Here is a 13,787-nt window from a genome sequence, read left to right on the forward strand (position 1 = left end):
GAAGCTTGTGACCATGCCGCGCACGACTCCCGTTGGATTGTGGCCGCAGGCCCGAGCGCGCATGCGCACGGGCCTCACGCTGCTGTCCGCCATCGTCATCGGGCTGGTGCTGTCGACCGCGGCCGCCGGCGCGGCACCGGTGCCGGGCGAGGCCAGCCTTTCGGCCCAGAACGGCTATGCAAGGCTGGTGCTGAAATTCGCCGAGGACGTCGGGGCCGACGTCACCACCGCAGGCTCCATCCTGCTGATCAGGTTCGACCGGCCGGCCAACGTTCTGATCGACCGCTGGGTCGACGCGGCGCCCGACTACATCTCGTCGGCGCGCGGCGATCCCGACGGCTCGGCGCTGCGGCTTTCGCTGTCCCGCAAGGTGCGCGTCAACACGATGACCGCGGGCGAGCGCGTCTTCATCGATCTCCTGCCCGACAGCTGGACCGGCGCGCCGCCGCCGCTGCCGGCCGAGGTCGTGCGTGAGCTCGCCGAACGGGCCCGCGTCGCCGAGCGCGCGCTGCGGCTGCAGCGTGCCGAGACCGAATCGAAGAAGCGGCCGCCGATCCGCGTGCGCGCGCTGGTGCAGCCGACCTTCGTGCGCTTCGTGTTCGAGATTCCCGACGGTGTCGGCATCTCCTCCGTGCTCAATGAGCAGAAGCTGTCGCTGTTCTTCACGGCGCCGCTCTCCTTCGATCTCGCCGATGCCAAGATCGCGGCGCCGCCGAACGTCGCCGCGATCAACCAGCGGCTCGACGGCAGCAAGACCATCGTCGAATTGGGCCTGATCGGCGAGGTCGACGTTCACGCGTTTCGCGACGAGAAGAACTACAACATCGACGTCGCCTACATGCAGCCGGACAAGAAGGTGTCCGCGGTCACGCCGGACGCGCTGCCGGGCGCCAAGGCGGCCGCCGCCGAGAAGTCCAACGGCGAGAGAGCCAATGGCGACAAGCCCAATGGCGACAAGCCGAAGCCTGCCGCCCAGGCCGAGATCGTGCCGCCGACCTCCGAGACGATCGCGAAGGAGATGAAGGCGGAGGCGAAGCCCGCCCCCGCCATGGCCGCGCCTGCGACGGAGGCTGCAGCCGAGCCGGCCCGGCCCGCAGCGGCTGCAACGCCCGCGCCGGCGGTGAAGGCCGAGGCCGGCTCCGAGGCTGCCAAGCCGGACATTGCCAGGCCCGACACCGCCAAGCCGGAAGCCACAACGTCCGAACCCGCGAAAGCCGAGCCGGCGAAGATGGACGCGGCCAAAGCCGAGACGACGCCGGATATCGCCAAGCCCGACGCCGCGCGGCAGGACGCCGCCAAGCCGGTCCAGAAGGCCGCCGAGAAGCCTGCCGATGGGGCCGCCACGCTGGAGGCGGTACGCGACAGCGAGGGCCTGCGGCTCACCTTCGGCTTCGGCGAGGTGACGCCGGCGGCGCTGTTCCGCCGCGGCGATACCGTGTGGATGGTGTTCGATTCGACCAAGCCTGTTGACGTCGAGCCGATCCGGGCCAAGGGCGGCGCCATCATCGGCGAGGTCGGCAGGGTGCCGCTCGACAAGGGACAGGCGATCCGCATCCGCCTCAACCGGCCGCAGATGCATTCGCTCGGCAGCGACGATGCGGGCCGCAGCTGGGTGCTGTCGTTCGGCGACAAGGGGCAGGCCGGTCAGCAGCCGCTGATGGTGATGCGCAACGTGACCGATCCCGCGCTTGCCAACGTCGTGGTGCCGCTCGCCAACCCCGGGCCGGGACTGCTGCACCGCCTGACCGATCCCGATGCCGGCGACACGCTGCTGGTGGTGACTGCACCGCCGCCGATCCGCGGCTTCATCAAGCGCCAGGACTTCGTCGACCTGTCCTTGCTCGATTCCGTCCATGGCATCGCGGTGCGTCCGAACTCGGACGATGTCGCCGTCGAGATCGCTCCCGACAAGGTGATCCTGGGACGGCCGGGCGGCCTGACCTTGTCCTCGATCGGCTTCTCGCCGGAGCGCGCGGCCACTGCGGTGCGGCCGATGTTCGACATCGACGAATGGCAGCAGAACCAGACGCTGCCGTTCCTGCCGCGCCAGGACGCGCTGATCAAGGCCTCGGCGAGCGCTGAGCCGGAGCGGCGGGCGCAGGCGCGTCTCGCGCTGGCACGCTTCTACATGGCGCGCGGAATGTATCCGGAGGCGCGCGGCATGACCAACCTGATGATCTCGGACAGTGACCCGCGCACCGACGAGACCGCCATGCTGATGATCCATGCCGTGGCGAGCATCCTGATGGGGCGGCCGGATCAGGGCCTGAAGGATCTCACGAGCCCCACGATCGGCAACAATTTCGACTCGCAGATGTGGAAGGGCCTGGCCTATGCGCGCCAGGGCAAGTTCGCCGATGCGCGCGAGAAGCTGAAGAACGTCGAGTTCGCCATCGCCTCGCTGCCGCTCGATCTGCAGCGTGTCGTGATCGCGGACGCGATGAAGTCGGCGCTCGAGATCAAGGATTTTGCCGGCGCCGCCAAGCGGCGCGCCGAGCTGGACGTCATCGGCGTCCCGCCCGACATGAAGCCCGACGTCGCCGTGCTGCGCGGCCGGCTTGCCGAAGCGATGGCGCAGGAGAAGGATGCGCTCGACGAGTATCGCTCCGCCATCAACTCCAATGACCGCCTGGCCGCCGCGGAAGCCAAGCTGTTGGAGATCAAGCTGTTGCAGAAGCGCGGCGAGATCAAGCCGGCCGACGCGCTGAAGGAACTGGAGACCCTGCAGGCGATCTGGCGCGGCGACGCCATCGAGGTGCAGACGCTGCAGATGATGTCGCAGATGTACAATGAGAGCGGACGCTATGCGGATTCGCTCGAGGCCGCACGCACCGCGACCCGCCTGATGCCCAACTCCGACATGGCGCGACAGGCCCAGGATGCCGCATCGGCGCTGTTCTCGCAGCTGTTCCTGGGCGGCAAAGCCGACGACCTGCCGCCGGTCGATGCGCTCAGCATCTTCTACGGCTATCGCGAATTGACCCCGATCGGACGGCGCGGCGACGAGATGATCCGCAAGCTGGCCGACCGGCTGGTCGGCATCGACCTGCTCGATCAGGCCGCCGAGCTCCTGCAGTACCAGGTGGATCACCGCCTGGAAGGGGCGGCGCGGGCCCAGGTCGCATCGCGTCTCGCCATGGTCTATCTCACCAATCGCAAGCCCGACCGTGCCCTCGAAGCGCTGCGCACGACCCGCATCGCCGACCTCGCCGGCGAATTGCGCCAGCAGCGGCTGCTGTTGGAAGCGCGCGCCAACAGCGACGTCGGCCGTCACGATCTCGCGCTCGACATCATCACCAACATCATCGGCCGCGAGGCGATCCGGCTGCGCTCCGACATCTACTGGGCGTCGCGGCGCTGGCGCGAGGCGTCCGAGCAGATCGAGCTCTATTACGGCGACCGCTGGCGCGATTTCCGGCCGCTCAATCCGTCCGAGCGCGGCGACATCCTGCGCGCCGTGGTCGGCTATGCGCTGGCGGAGGATGTCATCGGTCTGGCCAGGTTCCGCGAGAAATACGCGCCGCTGATGACCGGCGAGGCCGACAAGATCGCCTTCGACGTCGCCAGCAAGCCGGCGACCGGCTCCAGCGCCGAATTCGCCCAGATCGCCAAGATGGCGGCCAGCGTCGATACGCTCGACGGCTTCCTGCGCGACATGCGGGCGCGCTTCCCGGACGCCACCGGCAAAGCCCCCGAAGGCGGCAAGGACGCGGCGAAGGTCGAACCGGACACGACGGGCGGCCTGCCGCGCATCAAGGGCGTCAAGCAGGCGACCGCGGGCCGTTGACGTCGCCGGCGCCGCCGCGCTGCCGCCACCGACGTGGTGCGATCCTCCCGATCCTCTCGACAGCTGCGACGCAAAGCGGCACCTTGCGCGCGATCAAGGCGCACGGACGTGGAACGAGCTTGATCAGCCCAGTTCCATAACCGAGCCAGACGCGGACAGCCGGAGGATACGACCCAGATGACGAAGCCGACCAAGACCGAAGCCGAGCTCATCGCGATGGCCACGGCGGAGCTGAAGGCGCATGCCGATTGTCCCGACGGGATGGCGATCTCGGTGCTGCGCTGGGGCAACAAATGGGAGTTCCGCGCCAAGGCCGATCCCGGCACGGCGACGCGGCCGGGCTATCCCGAATGCGTGGCGATGCTGGTGCAGATCGGCGACCATCTCAGCAAGCAGTACGACGTCGCGGGCTGAGGCCGCGCGCGACGGCGCCGTGGGCCTCATGATCCTGCGATGAAATCCCGGATCACCGCGAACGCACGCTCCGGCTGATCGGGCACGACGCCATGGCCGCAATCGGCGAAGCGCTCGAAGCGCACGATGTCACTGCGCAGCGCCGCGGCGATGTCGGCCTGGCTCTCGATCGGCGTCATCGGATCGTCCTCGCCGCCCATCACCAAAGTGGGGCAGGCGATGCGATGCAGATCCGGCAGCAGATCGAACGAGGTCACCTCGCCGCCCGGCCGGGTGAACCATTGCAGCACCTCGGGCCGGAGCAGCGTGCGCGCCACCATGTCGGGATCGCGCCGCTTGCGCGTGTAGAGCGGCAGCGCCAGCCTTTTCCAGGCCTCGACCGACGCCTGGTCCTTGTGTCCACCGGCTTCGAGGAAGCGGCGGCGCGCCAGCGCGCCGACCTCCGGTCCGCCGAACTTCTCGAACAGCGCCACGCGCCGCTCCAGATAGGAGCTGCCCTTGGCCTCGGTCGAAATCAGGATCAGCTTGGCCGGGTGCTCCGGGTGCCGCGTCGCATAGGACATCGCGACGAAGCCGCCGAACGATACGCCGAGCACGATCGGGTCGACGATACCGATGATGTCGCAGAACGCCCTGACATCGTCGCCCCATTGCGCCAACGTCCAGCTTTCCCGTGGACCATCCTCGCTGCGGCCGTTGCCGCGATGGTCGAGGTAGACGAGCTGGGCGATGTCGGCGAGCGCGGAGTAGGCGGGCTTGTAGCTGGTGTGGTCGAAGCCCGGGCCGCCATGCAGGAGTAGCACCGTCGGCTTCTGCCGCATCGCCGGACCATCGGCCACGAGCGATGCGCCCTCGACGTCGAAGAACAGCCTGACCCCGTTGACGAGCACGTGCATGCGAGCCTCCGCGACTTATGCGGGTGACCCTATACCGTCGTGGGCCGGCACTGAAGTCCCGCCGGCAGCCTACCCGCCGTAGCTCTGTACCAGGCTGCCGGCCACCAGCGACCAGCCGTCGACCAGCACGAAGAAGATCAGCTTGAACGGCAGCGACACCACCACGGGCGGCAGCATCATCATGCCCATCGACATCAGCACGGAGGCGACCACGAGGTCGATGATCAGGAACGGCAGGAACAAGAGGAAGCCGATCTCGAAGGCGCGCTTGAGTTCCGAGATCATGAAGGCCGGCACCAGGATGCGCAGCGACAGGTCGTCGGGCGTAGCCGGCGGCGCCTCGCCCGAGAGGTCCAGGAACAGCTTCAGATCCTTCTCGCGCACGTTCTTCTGCATGAAGCCGCGCAGCGGCACCGAGGCGCGTTGCAGCGCGTCCTCGACGCCGATCTGGTTCTCGATCAGCGGGCGGATGCCATCGTCGTAGGACTTCTGCAGCACCGGTCCCATCACGAAGGCGGTCAGGAACATCGCGAGCGCGATGATGACCGAGTTGGGCGGGGCGGTTGCCGTGCCCATCGCGGTCCGCAGCAGCGACAGCACGACGACGATGCGCGTGAACGACGTCATCATGATCAGGATCGACGGTGCGATCGAGAGCACCGTGAGCAGCGCGATCAGCTGGACCGCACGCTCGGTGACGCCGCCATTGCCCGCTCCGAGATTGATGCTGATGTCCTGGGCAGCCGCGCTCCCCGCCAGAGAACTGCCGGCGATCAGGACAGCGGGGACAACAACTCTACGCGGAAAGAAAGCCGGTCTCACTGAGAGGACTTCGGACGGCCCAACAGCGAAGCCATCTCGTCTTCCAGATTCTCGAAGTTCGTCTTGATCGGCGCCGCGGGCGGCGGCGGCAGTTCGTTGCGGGCGGCTGCACGGAGCGGCCCGGCCGCAGCAGCAGCCGGCGGCTCGGCCGACGGCCGCCGCAAGGCCGCCTCGAGACGCTGCGCCATCTCGGCGAGGTTGGCCTCGGCGCTCTGCTCCGGGGGCGCGGGAGGGGGCGGCGGTGGAGGCGGGGGCATCACTGCAACCGGCGGGAGCGGCGGAGGCGGTGGCGCGGCCGCCCGCTCGGCCCGTTCAGCGCGCTCGGCGCGTTCAGCGGCGCGCGCCGATGGCAGCCCGGGGCCCTCCGGCGGACGCGGGGCGTCGGCCTGCCGCTGGGGGGCGGCCGGCCGCAGCGGGCGCGGAATTCCCGGCTCGCCGCGCGGCAGCCGCTCGGGGCGCTGTTCGTCGCCGCGCGCTTCCGCCCGACCTTCTCCACGCGGATCCTGGCGCAACTCGGCGCGGCGAGGCGGCAGCGGCGACTCAGGTGGGAACGCCGGTGGCGGCTCACGGCGCTCCGCCGGGACGGGCGCGGCGCGGCGGACCTCATCGATGAAGGACGGGCGCTGCGGACGCGACGGCAGCTCCGGCATCTGCGGTTCGGGATGTTCGGCAGTTTCAGTCTTCGGCTCGTTGTCGGTCCACGACGTCGTCTCCGGCAACGGCGCGATGCGCGCCGCAGGCGGCTCGGCATTGATGCCGGGACGCTGCGGCAACTGCTCGCGCGCCGGCATGGCGCGCACGATGTTCGATTCGACCACGATGTCGGTCGGCCCGCCGATCATCAGCAGGTGCTCGATGTTGTCACGACGCACCAGCACGAGCCGGCGGCGGCCGTCCACGGCGGCAGCGTCGATCACGGCGAGCCGGGGCATCCGGCCGCGATTCGGATTGGTGCCCAGGCGATTGCCGGCGAATCGACGAACCAGCCACGCGGCAAGGCCGATCAGTGCCAGCACGGCTACGAATGCAAAGAAGAACGTCAGCGCCTGCATCTCTATCCCCGGCAAATACCGCGTCCTTTCGAAGCTTACCCTTTGTTCAATGCATCCGCCGCAGCGAACAGGGCCTTCAGGCGCGGAACCACCTGTTAACGCATAACGGCAGGAACTGCCGCCCGGTATCTTAATAACCCATGAATCGGCCGGGCCAAAACGACTTCTTGGCGAGCCGAGCCGTCCCGAATTGATGCATGGATGCACTGCGCGATGCGCAGATTCCTAAGAAAGTGTCAAAACCCCGGGATAATCCCGGGGTGCAATGCGCAACTTCTTAACTCCCCGTTAACCATATGCACGGCAATTTCTACCTACCCAAAGTCGTCCGGTAGCCGGACAGAAAGGAGCGGCGCAATGGCCATCAACGATCTGCCGGTGTTGTCGGCGCTGCGTACCAAGATGCAGTGGCACCAGGAGCGCCAGCGCGTCCTGTCCGAGAACGTATCCAATTCGGACACGCCGAACTTCAAGCCGCGCGATCTCGTCGAGCCGAAGTTCGATTCGGCCGGCCAGGCCGTCGGCGGCTTCGCGCCCGTAGCGCTGGTGCGGACCAGCGCTGCGCACATCGCGCCGTCGGCGGGCGAGAGCACGAGCTTCGACCAGAACCGCAAGGTCGGCTTCCTGACGCGGCCGGCCGGCAACGCCGTCAGTCTCGAAGAGGAAATGCTGAAGGTCTCCGCCAACCAGATGGACTATGCCGCCGCGACGTCGCTCTACGGCAAGAGCCTGCATCTGTTGAAGACGGCGATCGGCAAGGGCTGAGCCCGCTAAGGACGGAGACGAACGAGCATGGCAAACGACTCCAGCGACTTCATGCGCTCGATGAGCATCGCGACCTCGGGTCTGCGGGCGCAGGCCGGGCGGATGCGCGTCATTTCAGAAAACATCGCCAACGCCGATTCGACCGCCGCCAGCGCCGGTGGTGATCCGTATCGCCGCAAGGTTCCGACATTCACCTCGGCGCTCGACCGCGCGCTCGACGCCAAGGTGGTGGCCCTGGGAAGGGTCGCGCCCGATCAATCTTCGTTCCGCGTCAAGTACGATCCGAGTAACCCGGCCGCGGATGCGTCCGGCAATGTCAAGTATCCCAACGTCAATCCGCTCATCGAAATGACCGATATGCGCGACGCACAGCGGTCCTACGAGGCGAATTTGAACATCATCGGCGCCACGCGCCGCATGATCCAGCGCACACTCGACATTCTCAAGACCTAGGACAGGAACGAAAGTCATGGCCTCCCCAATTTCCGCAGCGAATGCCTATGCGAACTCCGCCCGCGTGCTCGACACCGGCGGCTCGAGCAATGCCTTCGGCAGTCTTGGGCGCGTGCGCGACGTGCTCGGCAACGGCACCGGCGCCGACAAGGGCGGTCCGTCGTTCAGCGCGGTGCTGAAGGATGCGATCGGCAGCGTCATGGAGACCGGACGCAAGTCCGACACCCAGGCGGTCGCGATGGCTGCGGGCAAGGCGAACGTGATGGATGTGGTCACGGCGGTCGCCGAAACCGACGTCGCCGTGTCGACACTGGTTTCGGTGCGGGACCGCGTGATCCAGGCCTATGAAGACGTGATGAAGATGACGATCTGAGCTCGCTTCGGAAGCGTAGGACGTGATGCGCCGGCGGCGTATCGCGCACATGACCTGCCGGGGCCGGATGTGCCGGAGCCGCGTGCAATGAAGGGCGCCCGACCAGGCGTCGACTGAGGATTGAGGGGCGACGGGACATGACGGGAGCTGAAACGCTCGATGTGGCGCGGGACGCAATCTGGACCATCGTGATAGTCTCTTCGCCATTGATGGTGGTCGGTCTCGTCGTCGGCGTGGTCGTGTCGTTGTTCCAGGCGCTGACGCAGATCCAGGAGCAGACGCTGGTGTTCGTGCCGAAGATCATCGCGATCTTCGTGACGCTGCTGCTGGCGCTGCCGTTCATGGCCGACGCGCTGCATTCGCACATGATGCGGATCTCGTCGCGAATCATCGGCGGATGAGGCAATGTCCGGCGCGGCGGTGCTCTCCTGCGTTCCGGATTCGCGACCGGTCGTGAGGTGCGGTGCGGGGGGCGCCGCCGCCTTCGATCGGGCGCGGCTCCAGTGTTCGCGAGCCGTCTCTTCGCAGACCACCCTTTCGCAGGCCACCTCTTCGCAGATCGGCGTGCTGCACCAGCATGCGGTCGTCAGGGCCGGGACCGCGGACGATGCGCATCGATATCTCGTTCCTTCCGGCGCTGGCGGCGGTGTTCATGCTGGTCTTCGCGCGTATCGGCGCGATGGTGATGCTGCTGCCGGGCCTCGGCGAGGTCAACATTCCCGTCCGCATCAAGCTCGCCACCGCGCTGCTGCTCACGATGATCGTGCTGCCGCTGCACCGTCAGGCCTATCAGGTCGACCTGCAGTCGCTGGCGCCGCTGCTGGTGATGATGATACACGAGATCGTGATCGGCATCGTGCTCGGCGCGACCGCGCGCGTGACGCTGTCGGCGCTGCAGGTCGCCGGCGCCGTGATCGCGCAGCAGATGGGGCTCGGCTTCGTCACGGCGGTCGATCCGACGCAAGGCCAGCAGGGCGTGCTGATCGGCAACTTCCTCACCATGCTCGGGGTGACCTTGCTGTTCTCGACCGACAGCCATCACCTCGTGATCGCGGCGCTCAGCGACAGCTACAAGATCTTCGCGCCCGGCGAGCTGATTCCGAGCGGCGACGTCGCCTCGCTCGCAACCAAGGCCTTTGCCGCCGCCTTCAAGATCGGCCTGCAGCTCTCGGCGCCGTTCCTGGTGTTCGGGCTGGTCTTCAACATCGGGCTCGGCGTGCTGGCGCGGCTGATGCCGCAGATGCAGGTCTATTTCGTCGGAGCGCCGCTCTCCATCCTGATCGGCTTCCTGATCTTCGCGCTGGTGCTGACCGCGATGATGGGAACGTTCCTCGGCTATTTCGAAGGCGTCATTCACGACTTGACGCCGCGGTGAGGGGCCCGACCGATGGCCGATGAGGGCGATTCCGAAGACAAAACAGAAGACCCGACGCAAAAACGCCTCGACCAGGCGCTCGAGCGCGGCGACGTGGTCAAGAGCCAGGAGCTCAACACCTGGTTCGTGATTGCCGCCGCGACGCTGGTGATGTCGACCTTCTCGAGTTCGATCGGCACCGCGGTGCTGGTGCCGCTGCGTAATCTGATCGCCAATTCCTGGATGATCCATACCGACGGCGCGGGCCTGATGGCGCTGGCGCGCAGCCTGTCGTTCGTCGTGATCGCGGCGATCGGGGTTCCGATCCTGATGGTGATGCTGGCGGCGATCGCCGGCAACATGATGCAACACCGCCTGGTGTGGTCGGGGGAGCCGCTGAAGCCGAGCCTGAGCAAGATCTCGCCGCTGTCCGGCGCCAAGCGGCTGTTCGGCAAGCAGGCGGCGGTGAACTTCGCCAAGGGCATCTTCAAGCTCGTGCTGCTCGGCACGGTCATGGTCATGATCCTGTGGCCGGAGCGGTTGCGCCTCGAATCGCTGCTGCATCTCGAGGTCGGCGAGCTGCTCGGCGTCACCATGTCGCTGACCAAGCATCTGATGGGCTCGGTGGTCGCGCTGCTCGCCCTGGTGGCGATCGGCGACTATCTGTTCCAGTACCGGCAATGGTACGAGCGCCAGAAGATGTCGGTGCAGGAGATGAAGGAGGAGTTCAAGCAGTCGGAAGGCGATCCGCACATCAAGGGACGCATCCGGCAGCTCCGCCAGCAGCGCATGAAGAAGCGCATGATGGCCGCGGTTCCCAAGGCGTCGGTGATCATCACCAACCCGACCCACTACTCGGTCGCGCTGTCTTATGAGCGCGGCATGGCGGCGCCGGTCTGCGTCGCCAAGGGCGTCGACAACATCGCCTTCAAGATCCGGGAGGTCGCCAAGGCTCATGACATCCCGATCGTCGAGAACGTGCCGCTGGCGCGCGCGCTGTATGCCACGGTCGAGATCGACGAGGAGATCCCGGTGGAACATTATCACGCGGTGGCGGAGATCATCGGCTACGTGATGGGCCTGCGGCGCAACCTTTCGGGCCGGCCGCAATGACGATCGATTCGCCCCACCCGAACTCTGCAATATACGGATAAATCATGGAATATCGGCTTGACGGGCTTGCGCTTGACCCGTCGATTCAGGCAGGTGGAAGTGGGGGCCGTGCAGATCGGCCAAGGCTCCCAACCGACAGGTCGCGTCCCCAAGCCATGAGCGCCGAATCCGACAATGATGCGTTACAGGATCAGGTGAACGTGCCGGAGCGGCCGCGCCGCAGCGGCAGCATTCTGCTGATCCTGCTGGTGGCGTTCGGCCTCGTCGCCGTCGCGCTCGCGCTGATGACGATCGGCCGCGCCCAGGCGCAACCCTACATTCTCGGCCTGCTGTCGCTGCTTGCCACCGTCGGCCTGTTCAACCTGTTCGCCTTTGCCGCCGGCATCATCCGTTTCGCCGATCGCGCGACTGACGATCCGGTGATGAGCGCCATCGCCGATCATGCCTTCGACGGGCTCGCGGTGACCGATCCGCGCGGCCACGTGGTCTATGCCAACGCCGCCTATCTCAGCATGACCGGGGCCGCGAGCGCACAGGAGGCGCGGCCCGTCGAGCGCGTCTTCATCGGCAATCCCGACGTCTCCGAAGCCGTGTTCCGGCTGTTGAAGGCGGCGCGCGAGGGCAAGCGGCAGCAGGAAGAGGTCCGCATCACCGCGGCCGAGGGCGGCCAGGGCCGCTGGCTGCGCATGCGCGTGCGCCCGCTCGGCCAGACCAAGCGCCACGCCAGATATGCGGTGTGGTCGATCGCCGACATCACCCGCGACCGCGAGCGCCAGGAGGACGTGTTCCAGGAGCTGCAGCACGCGATCGAATATCTCGACCATGCGCCGTGCGGCTTCTTCTCGGTCAATGCCGAGGGCAGTCTCGTCTACGTCAATGCGACGCTCGCCAACTGGCTCGACTACGATCTCGCCGAGATCGGCTCGGGCGGGCTGAAGCTGACCGACGTCGTCTCCGGCGACGGCGCGTCGCTGCTGACCTCGATCGTCGCGGTGCCCGGCGAGGTCCGGACCGAGGTGTTCGACATCGACCTGAAGATGCGCGGCGGCAAGACCATGCCGGCGCGGCTCTATCACAAGCTCGCGTTCGGCGCCGACGGCAAGCCAGGCGCATCGCGCACGCTGGTCATCAGCCGGGCCCGCGACGAGCGCTCCGATCCGGAGCGCGCGGCCGAGGTCCGCTTCATGCGCTTCTTCGACCACACGCCGATGGCGATCGCCACCGTCGATCGCGGCGGCGCCGTGGTGCGCGCCAATGCGCGCTATGCCAAGCTGGCGCAGAGCGTCAGCGGCGACCCTATCGCGGCGAAGTCGATCTTCCGCACCGTGAGCCAGCGCGACCGCCATCTGATGATCGCGGCGATCAACCAGGCGGCCGAGGGCCAGGCGGACATCCCGCCGGTCGAGGTGATGCTGGACGGCGCCAAGGAGCGCTTCGGCCAGTTCTTCGTCACGGCCGTCGATGAGGACGAGCGCGAGACCGAGGCCGCGATCGTCTACATGCTCGAGACCACCGAGCGGCGCGCGCTGGAGAACCAGATCAACCAGTCGCAGAAGATGGAGATGGTCGGCCAGCTCGCCGGCGGCATCGCCCACGACTTCAACAACGTGCTCTCGGCCATCATGATGGCCAACGACTTCCTGCTGAACGCGCACAAGCCGACCGACCCGTCGTTCCAGGACATCATGCAGATCAAGCAGAACGCGACGCGCGCCGCCACCCTGGTGCGGCAGCTGCTCGCGTTCTCGCGCCGGCAGACCCTGCGCCCGCAGGTGCTCGATCTCGGCGACGCGCTGTCGGACCTGACGATGCTGCTGCGCCGGCTGATCGGCGAGAAGGTCAAGCTCGACCTGGTGCACGGCCGCGACCTGTGGCCGGTCAAGGTCGACGTCTCGCAGTTCGAGCAGGTGGTCGTCAATCTCGCGGTCAATGCCCGCGACGCGATGCCGGACGGCGGCAAGCTCAGCGTGCGCACCGCCAATGTTTCGGCCGACGAGGTCGCGCAGGGCGCCTACAAGGGCATGCCGGTGGCCGACTATGTGCGGATCGACATCAGCGATACCGGCACCGGCATTCCGGCCGAGATCCGCGAGAAGATCTTCGAGCCGTTCTTCTCGACCAAGGAGGTCGGCAAGGGCACCGGGCTCGGGCTGTCGACCGTGTACGGCATCATCAAGCAGACCGGCGGCTTCATCTATGTCGAGAGCGAGCTCGGCAAGGGCACCTCGTTCCAGATCTTCCTGCCGCGCCATCACGTCGTGCCGGAGGTCCAGGCTGAGCCGCAAGCCGTCAATGGCGCCGCCAAGGAGCCGGCCGCAGCCGAGCCGAAGCCGCGCGCCGACCTGACCGGGCAGGGCACCATCCTGCTGGTGGAGGACGAGGAGGGTTTGCGGGCCTTGAACGCGCGCGGTTTGCGCTCGCGCGGCTACAGCGTCATCGAGGCGTCGAACGGCGTCGAGGCGATGGAGGCGCTGGAGGAGCGCGACGGCAATGTCGATCTCGTGGTCTCCGACGTGGTCATGCCCGAGATGGACGGTCCGACACTGTTGAAGGTGATGCGCGAACGCAATCCGGAGATCAGGATCATCTTCGTGTCCGGCTATGCCGAGGATGCGTTCGAGAAGAGCCTGCCGGAAAACCAGCAATTCGCGTTCCTGCCGAAGCCGTTCACGCTCAGCCAGCTGGTCGCGGCGGTCAAGGAAACCATGGCGCCGCAATAGGTTACCAGGGAGATTTGGCAATGTGGCGGAAATCAGTC

Annotated in this window: 12 protein-coding genes; 9 read left to right on the top strand and 3 right to left on the bottom strand. The window is 67.1% G+C overall.

Features of this window, described 5'->3' with window-relative positions; translation table 11 throughout:
• The first annotated feature begins 13 nt into the window (after nucleotides 1-13).
• Nucleotides 14-3,787 carry a tetratricopeptide repeat protein gene (locus LQG66_RS36070; RefSeq protein WP_231321253.1) on the top strand — a complete coding sequence of 1,258 codons (3,774 nt, stop codon included), beginning with the start codon at nucleotides 14-16 and terminating at the stop codon, nucleotides 3,785-3,787.
• Between the two features lie 177 nt (nucleotides 3,788-3,964).
• Nucleotides 3,965-4,201, top strand: a complete 237-nt coding sequence (locus tag LQG66_RS36075; RefSeq protein WP_231321255.1) for a hypothetical protein — start codon at nucleotides 3,965-3,967, stop codon at nucleotides 4,199-4,201.
• 26 nt (nucleotides 4,202-4,227) lie between these two features.
• Here the strand turns inward: LQG66_RS36075 and LQG66_RS36080 are convergent, their stop codons facing one another.
• The 3 genes from LQG66_RS36080 to LQG66_RS36090 all read right to left on the bottom strand — a co-directional run bounded on the left by LQG66_RS36080 (nucleotide 4,228) and on the right by LQG66_RS36090 (nucleotide 6,971).
• Nucleotides 4,228-5,097, bottom strand: a complete 870-nt coding sequence (locus LQG66_RS36080) for an alpha/beta fold hydrolase (RefSeq protein ID WP_231321258.1) — start codon at nucleotides 5,095-5,097, stop codon at nucleotides 4,228-4,230.
• A 69-nt stretch (nucleotides 5,098-5,166) separates the two neighbouring features.
• Nucleotides 5,167-5,919: a flagellar type III secretion system pore protein FliP gene (fliP, locus tag LQG66_RS36085; protein ID WP_231321268.1), complete on the bottom strand. Its 753-nt coding sequence runs from the start codon at nucleotides 5,917-5,919 to the stop codon at nucleotides 5,167-5,169.
• Entirely contained in the window at nucleotides 5,916-6,971 is a 1,056-nt protein-coding gene (locus LQG66_RS36090) for a flagellar biosynthetic protein FliO (RefSeq protein ID WP_231321281.1), read from the bottom strand. The genes fliP and LQG66_RS36090 overlap by 4 nt, the downstream gene beginning before the upstream one ends.
• Nucleotides 6,972-7,328: 357 nt before the next feature.
• Between LQG66_RS36090 and flgB the strand changes: the two genes are divergently transcribed.
• From flgB to cckA, 7 genes are all read left to right on the top strand, one after another.
• Complete coding sequence (gene flgB / locus LQG66_RS36095) at nucleotides 7,329-7,736, top strand: flagellar basal body rod protein FlgB (protein ID WP_231321283.1); 408 nt, start codon at nucleotides 7,329-7,331, stop codon at nucleotides 7,734-7,736.
• Nucleotides 7,737-7,763: 27 nt separating this feature from the next.
• Nucleotides 7,764-8,189: a flagellar basal body rod protein FlgC gene (gene flgC / locus LQG66_RS36100; RefSeq protein WP_231321285.1), complete on the top strand. Its 426-nt coding sequence runs from the start codon at nucleotides 7,764-7,766 to the stop codon at nucleotides 8,187-8,189.
• Nucleotides 8,190-8,205: 16 nt separating this feature from the next.
• Nucleotides 8,206-8,562: a flagellar hook-basal body complex protein FliE gene (fliE, locus tag LQG66_RS36105; RefSeq protein WP_231321294.1), complete on the top strand. Its 357-nt coding sequence runs from the start codon at nucleotides 8,206-8,208 to the stop codon at nucleotides 8,560-8,562.
• Between the two features lie 137 nt (nucleotides 8,563-8,699).
• Nucleotides 8,700-8,963 (top strand): flagellar biosynthesis protein FliQ, encoded by a 264-nt coding sequence (fliQ, locus tag LQG66_RS36110; RefSeq protein ID WP_231321303.1) that lies wholly within the window; start codon nucleotides 8,700-8,702, stop codon nucleotides 8,961-8,963.
• A gap of 206 nt (nucleotides 8,964-9,169) precedes the next feature.
• Nucleotides 9,170-9,937, top strand: a complete 768-nt coding sequence (gene fliR / locus LQG66_RS36115) for a flagellar biosynthetic protein FliR (RefSeq protein WP_231321312.1) — start codon at nucleotides 9,170-9,172, stop codon at nucleotides 9,935-9,937.
• A 12-nt stretch (nucleotides 9,938-9,949) separates the two neighbouring features.
• Nucleotides 9,950-11,029, top strand: a complete 1,080-nt coding sequence (flhB, locus tag LQG66_RS36120) for a flagellar biosynthesis protein FlhB (RefSeq protein WP_231321314.1) — start codon at nucleotides 9,950-9,952, stop codon at nucleotides 11,027-11,029.
• 155 nt (nucleotides 11,030-11,184) lie between these two features.
• Entirely contained in the window at nucleotides 11,185-13,749 is a 2,565-nt protein-coding gene (cckA, locus tag LQG66_RS36125; RefSeq protein ID WP_231321316.1) for a cell cycle histidine kinase CckA, read from the top strand.
• Nucleotides 13,750-13,787: the final 38 nt, after the last annotated feature.

This window comes from Bradyrhizobium ontarionense (assembly GCF_021088345.1).
GTDB lineage: Bacteria > Pseudomonadota > Alphaproteobacteria > Rhizobiales > Xanthobacteraceae > Bradyrhizobium > Bradyrhizobium ontarionense.

What these genes read in the sequence shown, in the direction of transcription:
- fliE (WP_231321294.1), top strand. Translation starts at nt 8,206, where the DNA reads ATGGCCTCCCCAATTTCCGCAGCGAATGCCTATGCGAACTCCGCCCGC.
- LQG66_RS36070 (WP_231321253.1), top strand. Translation starts at nt 14, where the DNA reads ATGCCGCGCACGACTCCCGTTGGATTGTGGCCGCAGGCCCGAGCGCGC.
- LQG66_RS36090 (WP_231321281.1), bottom strand. Translation starts at nt 6,971, where the DNA reads ATGCAGGCGCTGACGTTCTTCTTTGCATTCGTAGCCGTGCTGGCACTG.
- LQG66_RS36080 (WP_231321258.1), bottom strand. Translation starts at nt 5,097, where the DNA reads ATGCACGTGCTCGTCAACGGGGTCAGGCTGTTCTTCGACGTCGAGGGC.
- cckA (WP_231321316.1), top strand. Translation starts at nt 11,185, where the DNA reads ATGAGCGCCGAATCCGACAATGATGCGTTACAGGATCAGGTGAACGTG.
- LQG66_RS36075 (WP_231321255.1), top strand. Translation starts at nt 3,965, where the DNA reads ATGACGAAGCCGACCAAGACCGAAGCCGAGCTCATCGCGATGGCCACG.
- flgB (WP_231321283.1), top strand. Translation starts at nt 7,329, where the DNA reads ATGGCCATCAACGATCTGCCGGTGTTGTCGGCGCTGCGTACCAAGATG.
- fliQ (WP_231321303.1), top strand. Translation starts at nt 8,700, where the DNA reads ATGACGGGAGCTGAAACGCTCGATGTGGCGCGGGACGCAATCTGGACC.
- flgC (WP_231321285.1), top strand. Translation starts at nt 7,764, where the DNA reads ATGGCAAACGACTCCAGCGACTTCATGCGCTCGATGAGCATCGCGACC.
- flhB (WP_231321314.1), top strand. Translation starts at nt 9,950, where the DNA reads ATGGCCGATGAGGGCGATTCCGAAGACAAAACAGAAGACCCGACGCAA.
- fliR (WP_231321312.1), top strand. Translation starts at nt 9,170, where the DNA reads ATGCGCATCGATATCTCGTTCCTTCCGGCGCTGGCGGCGGTGTTCATG.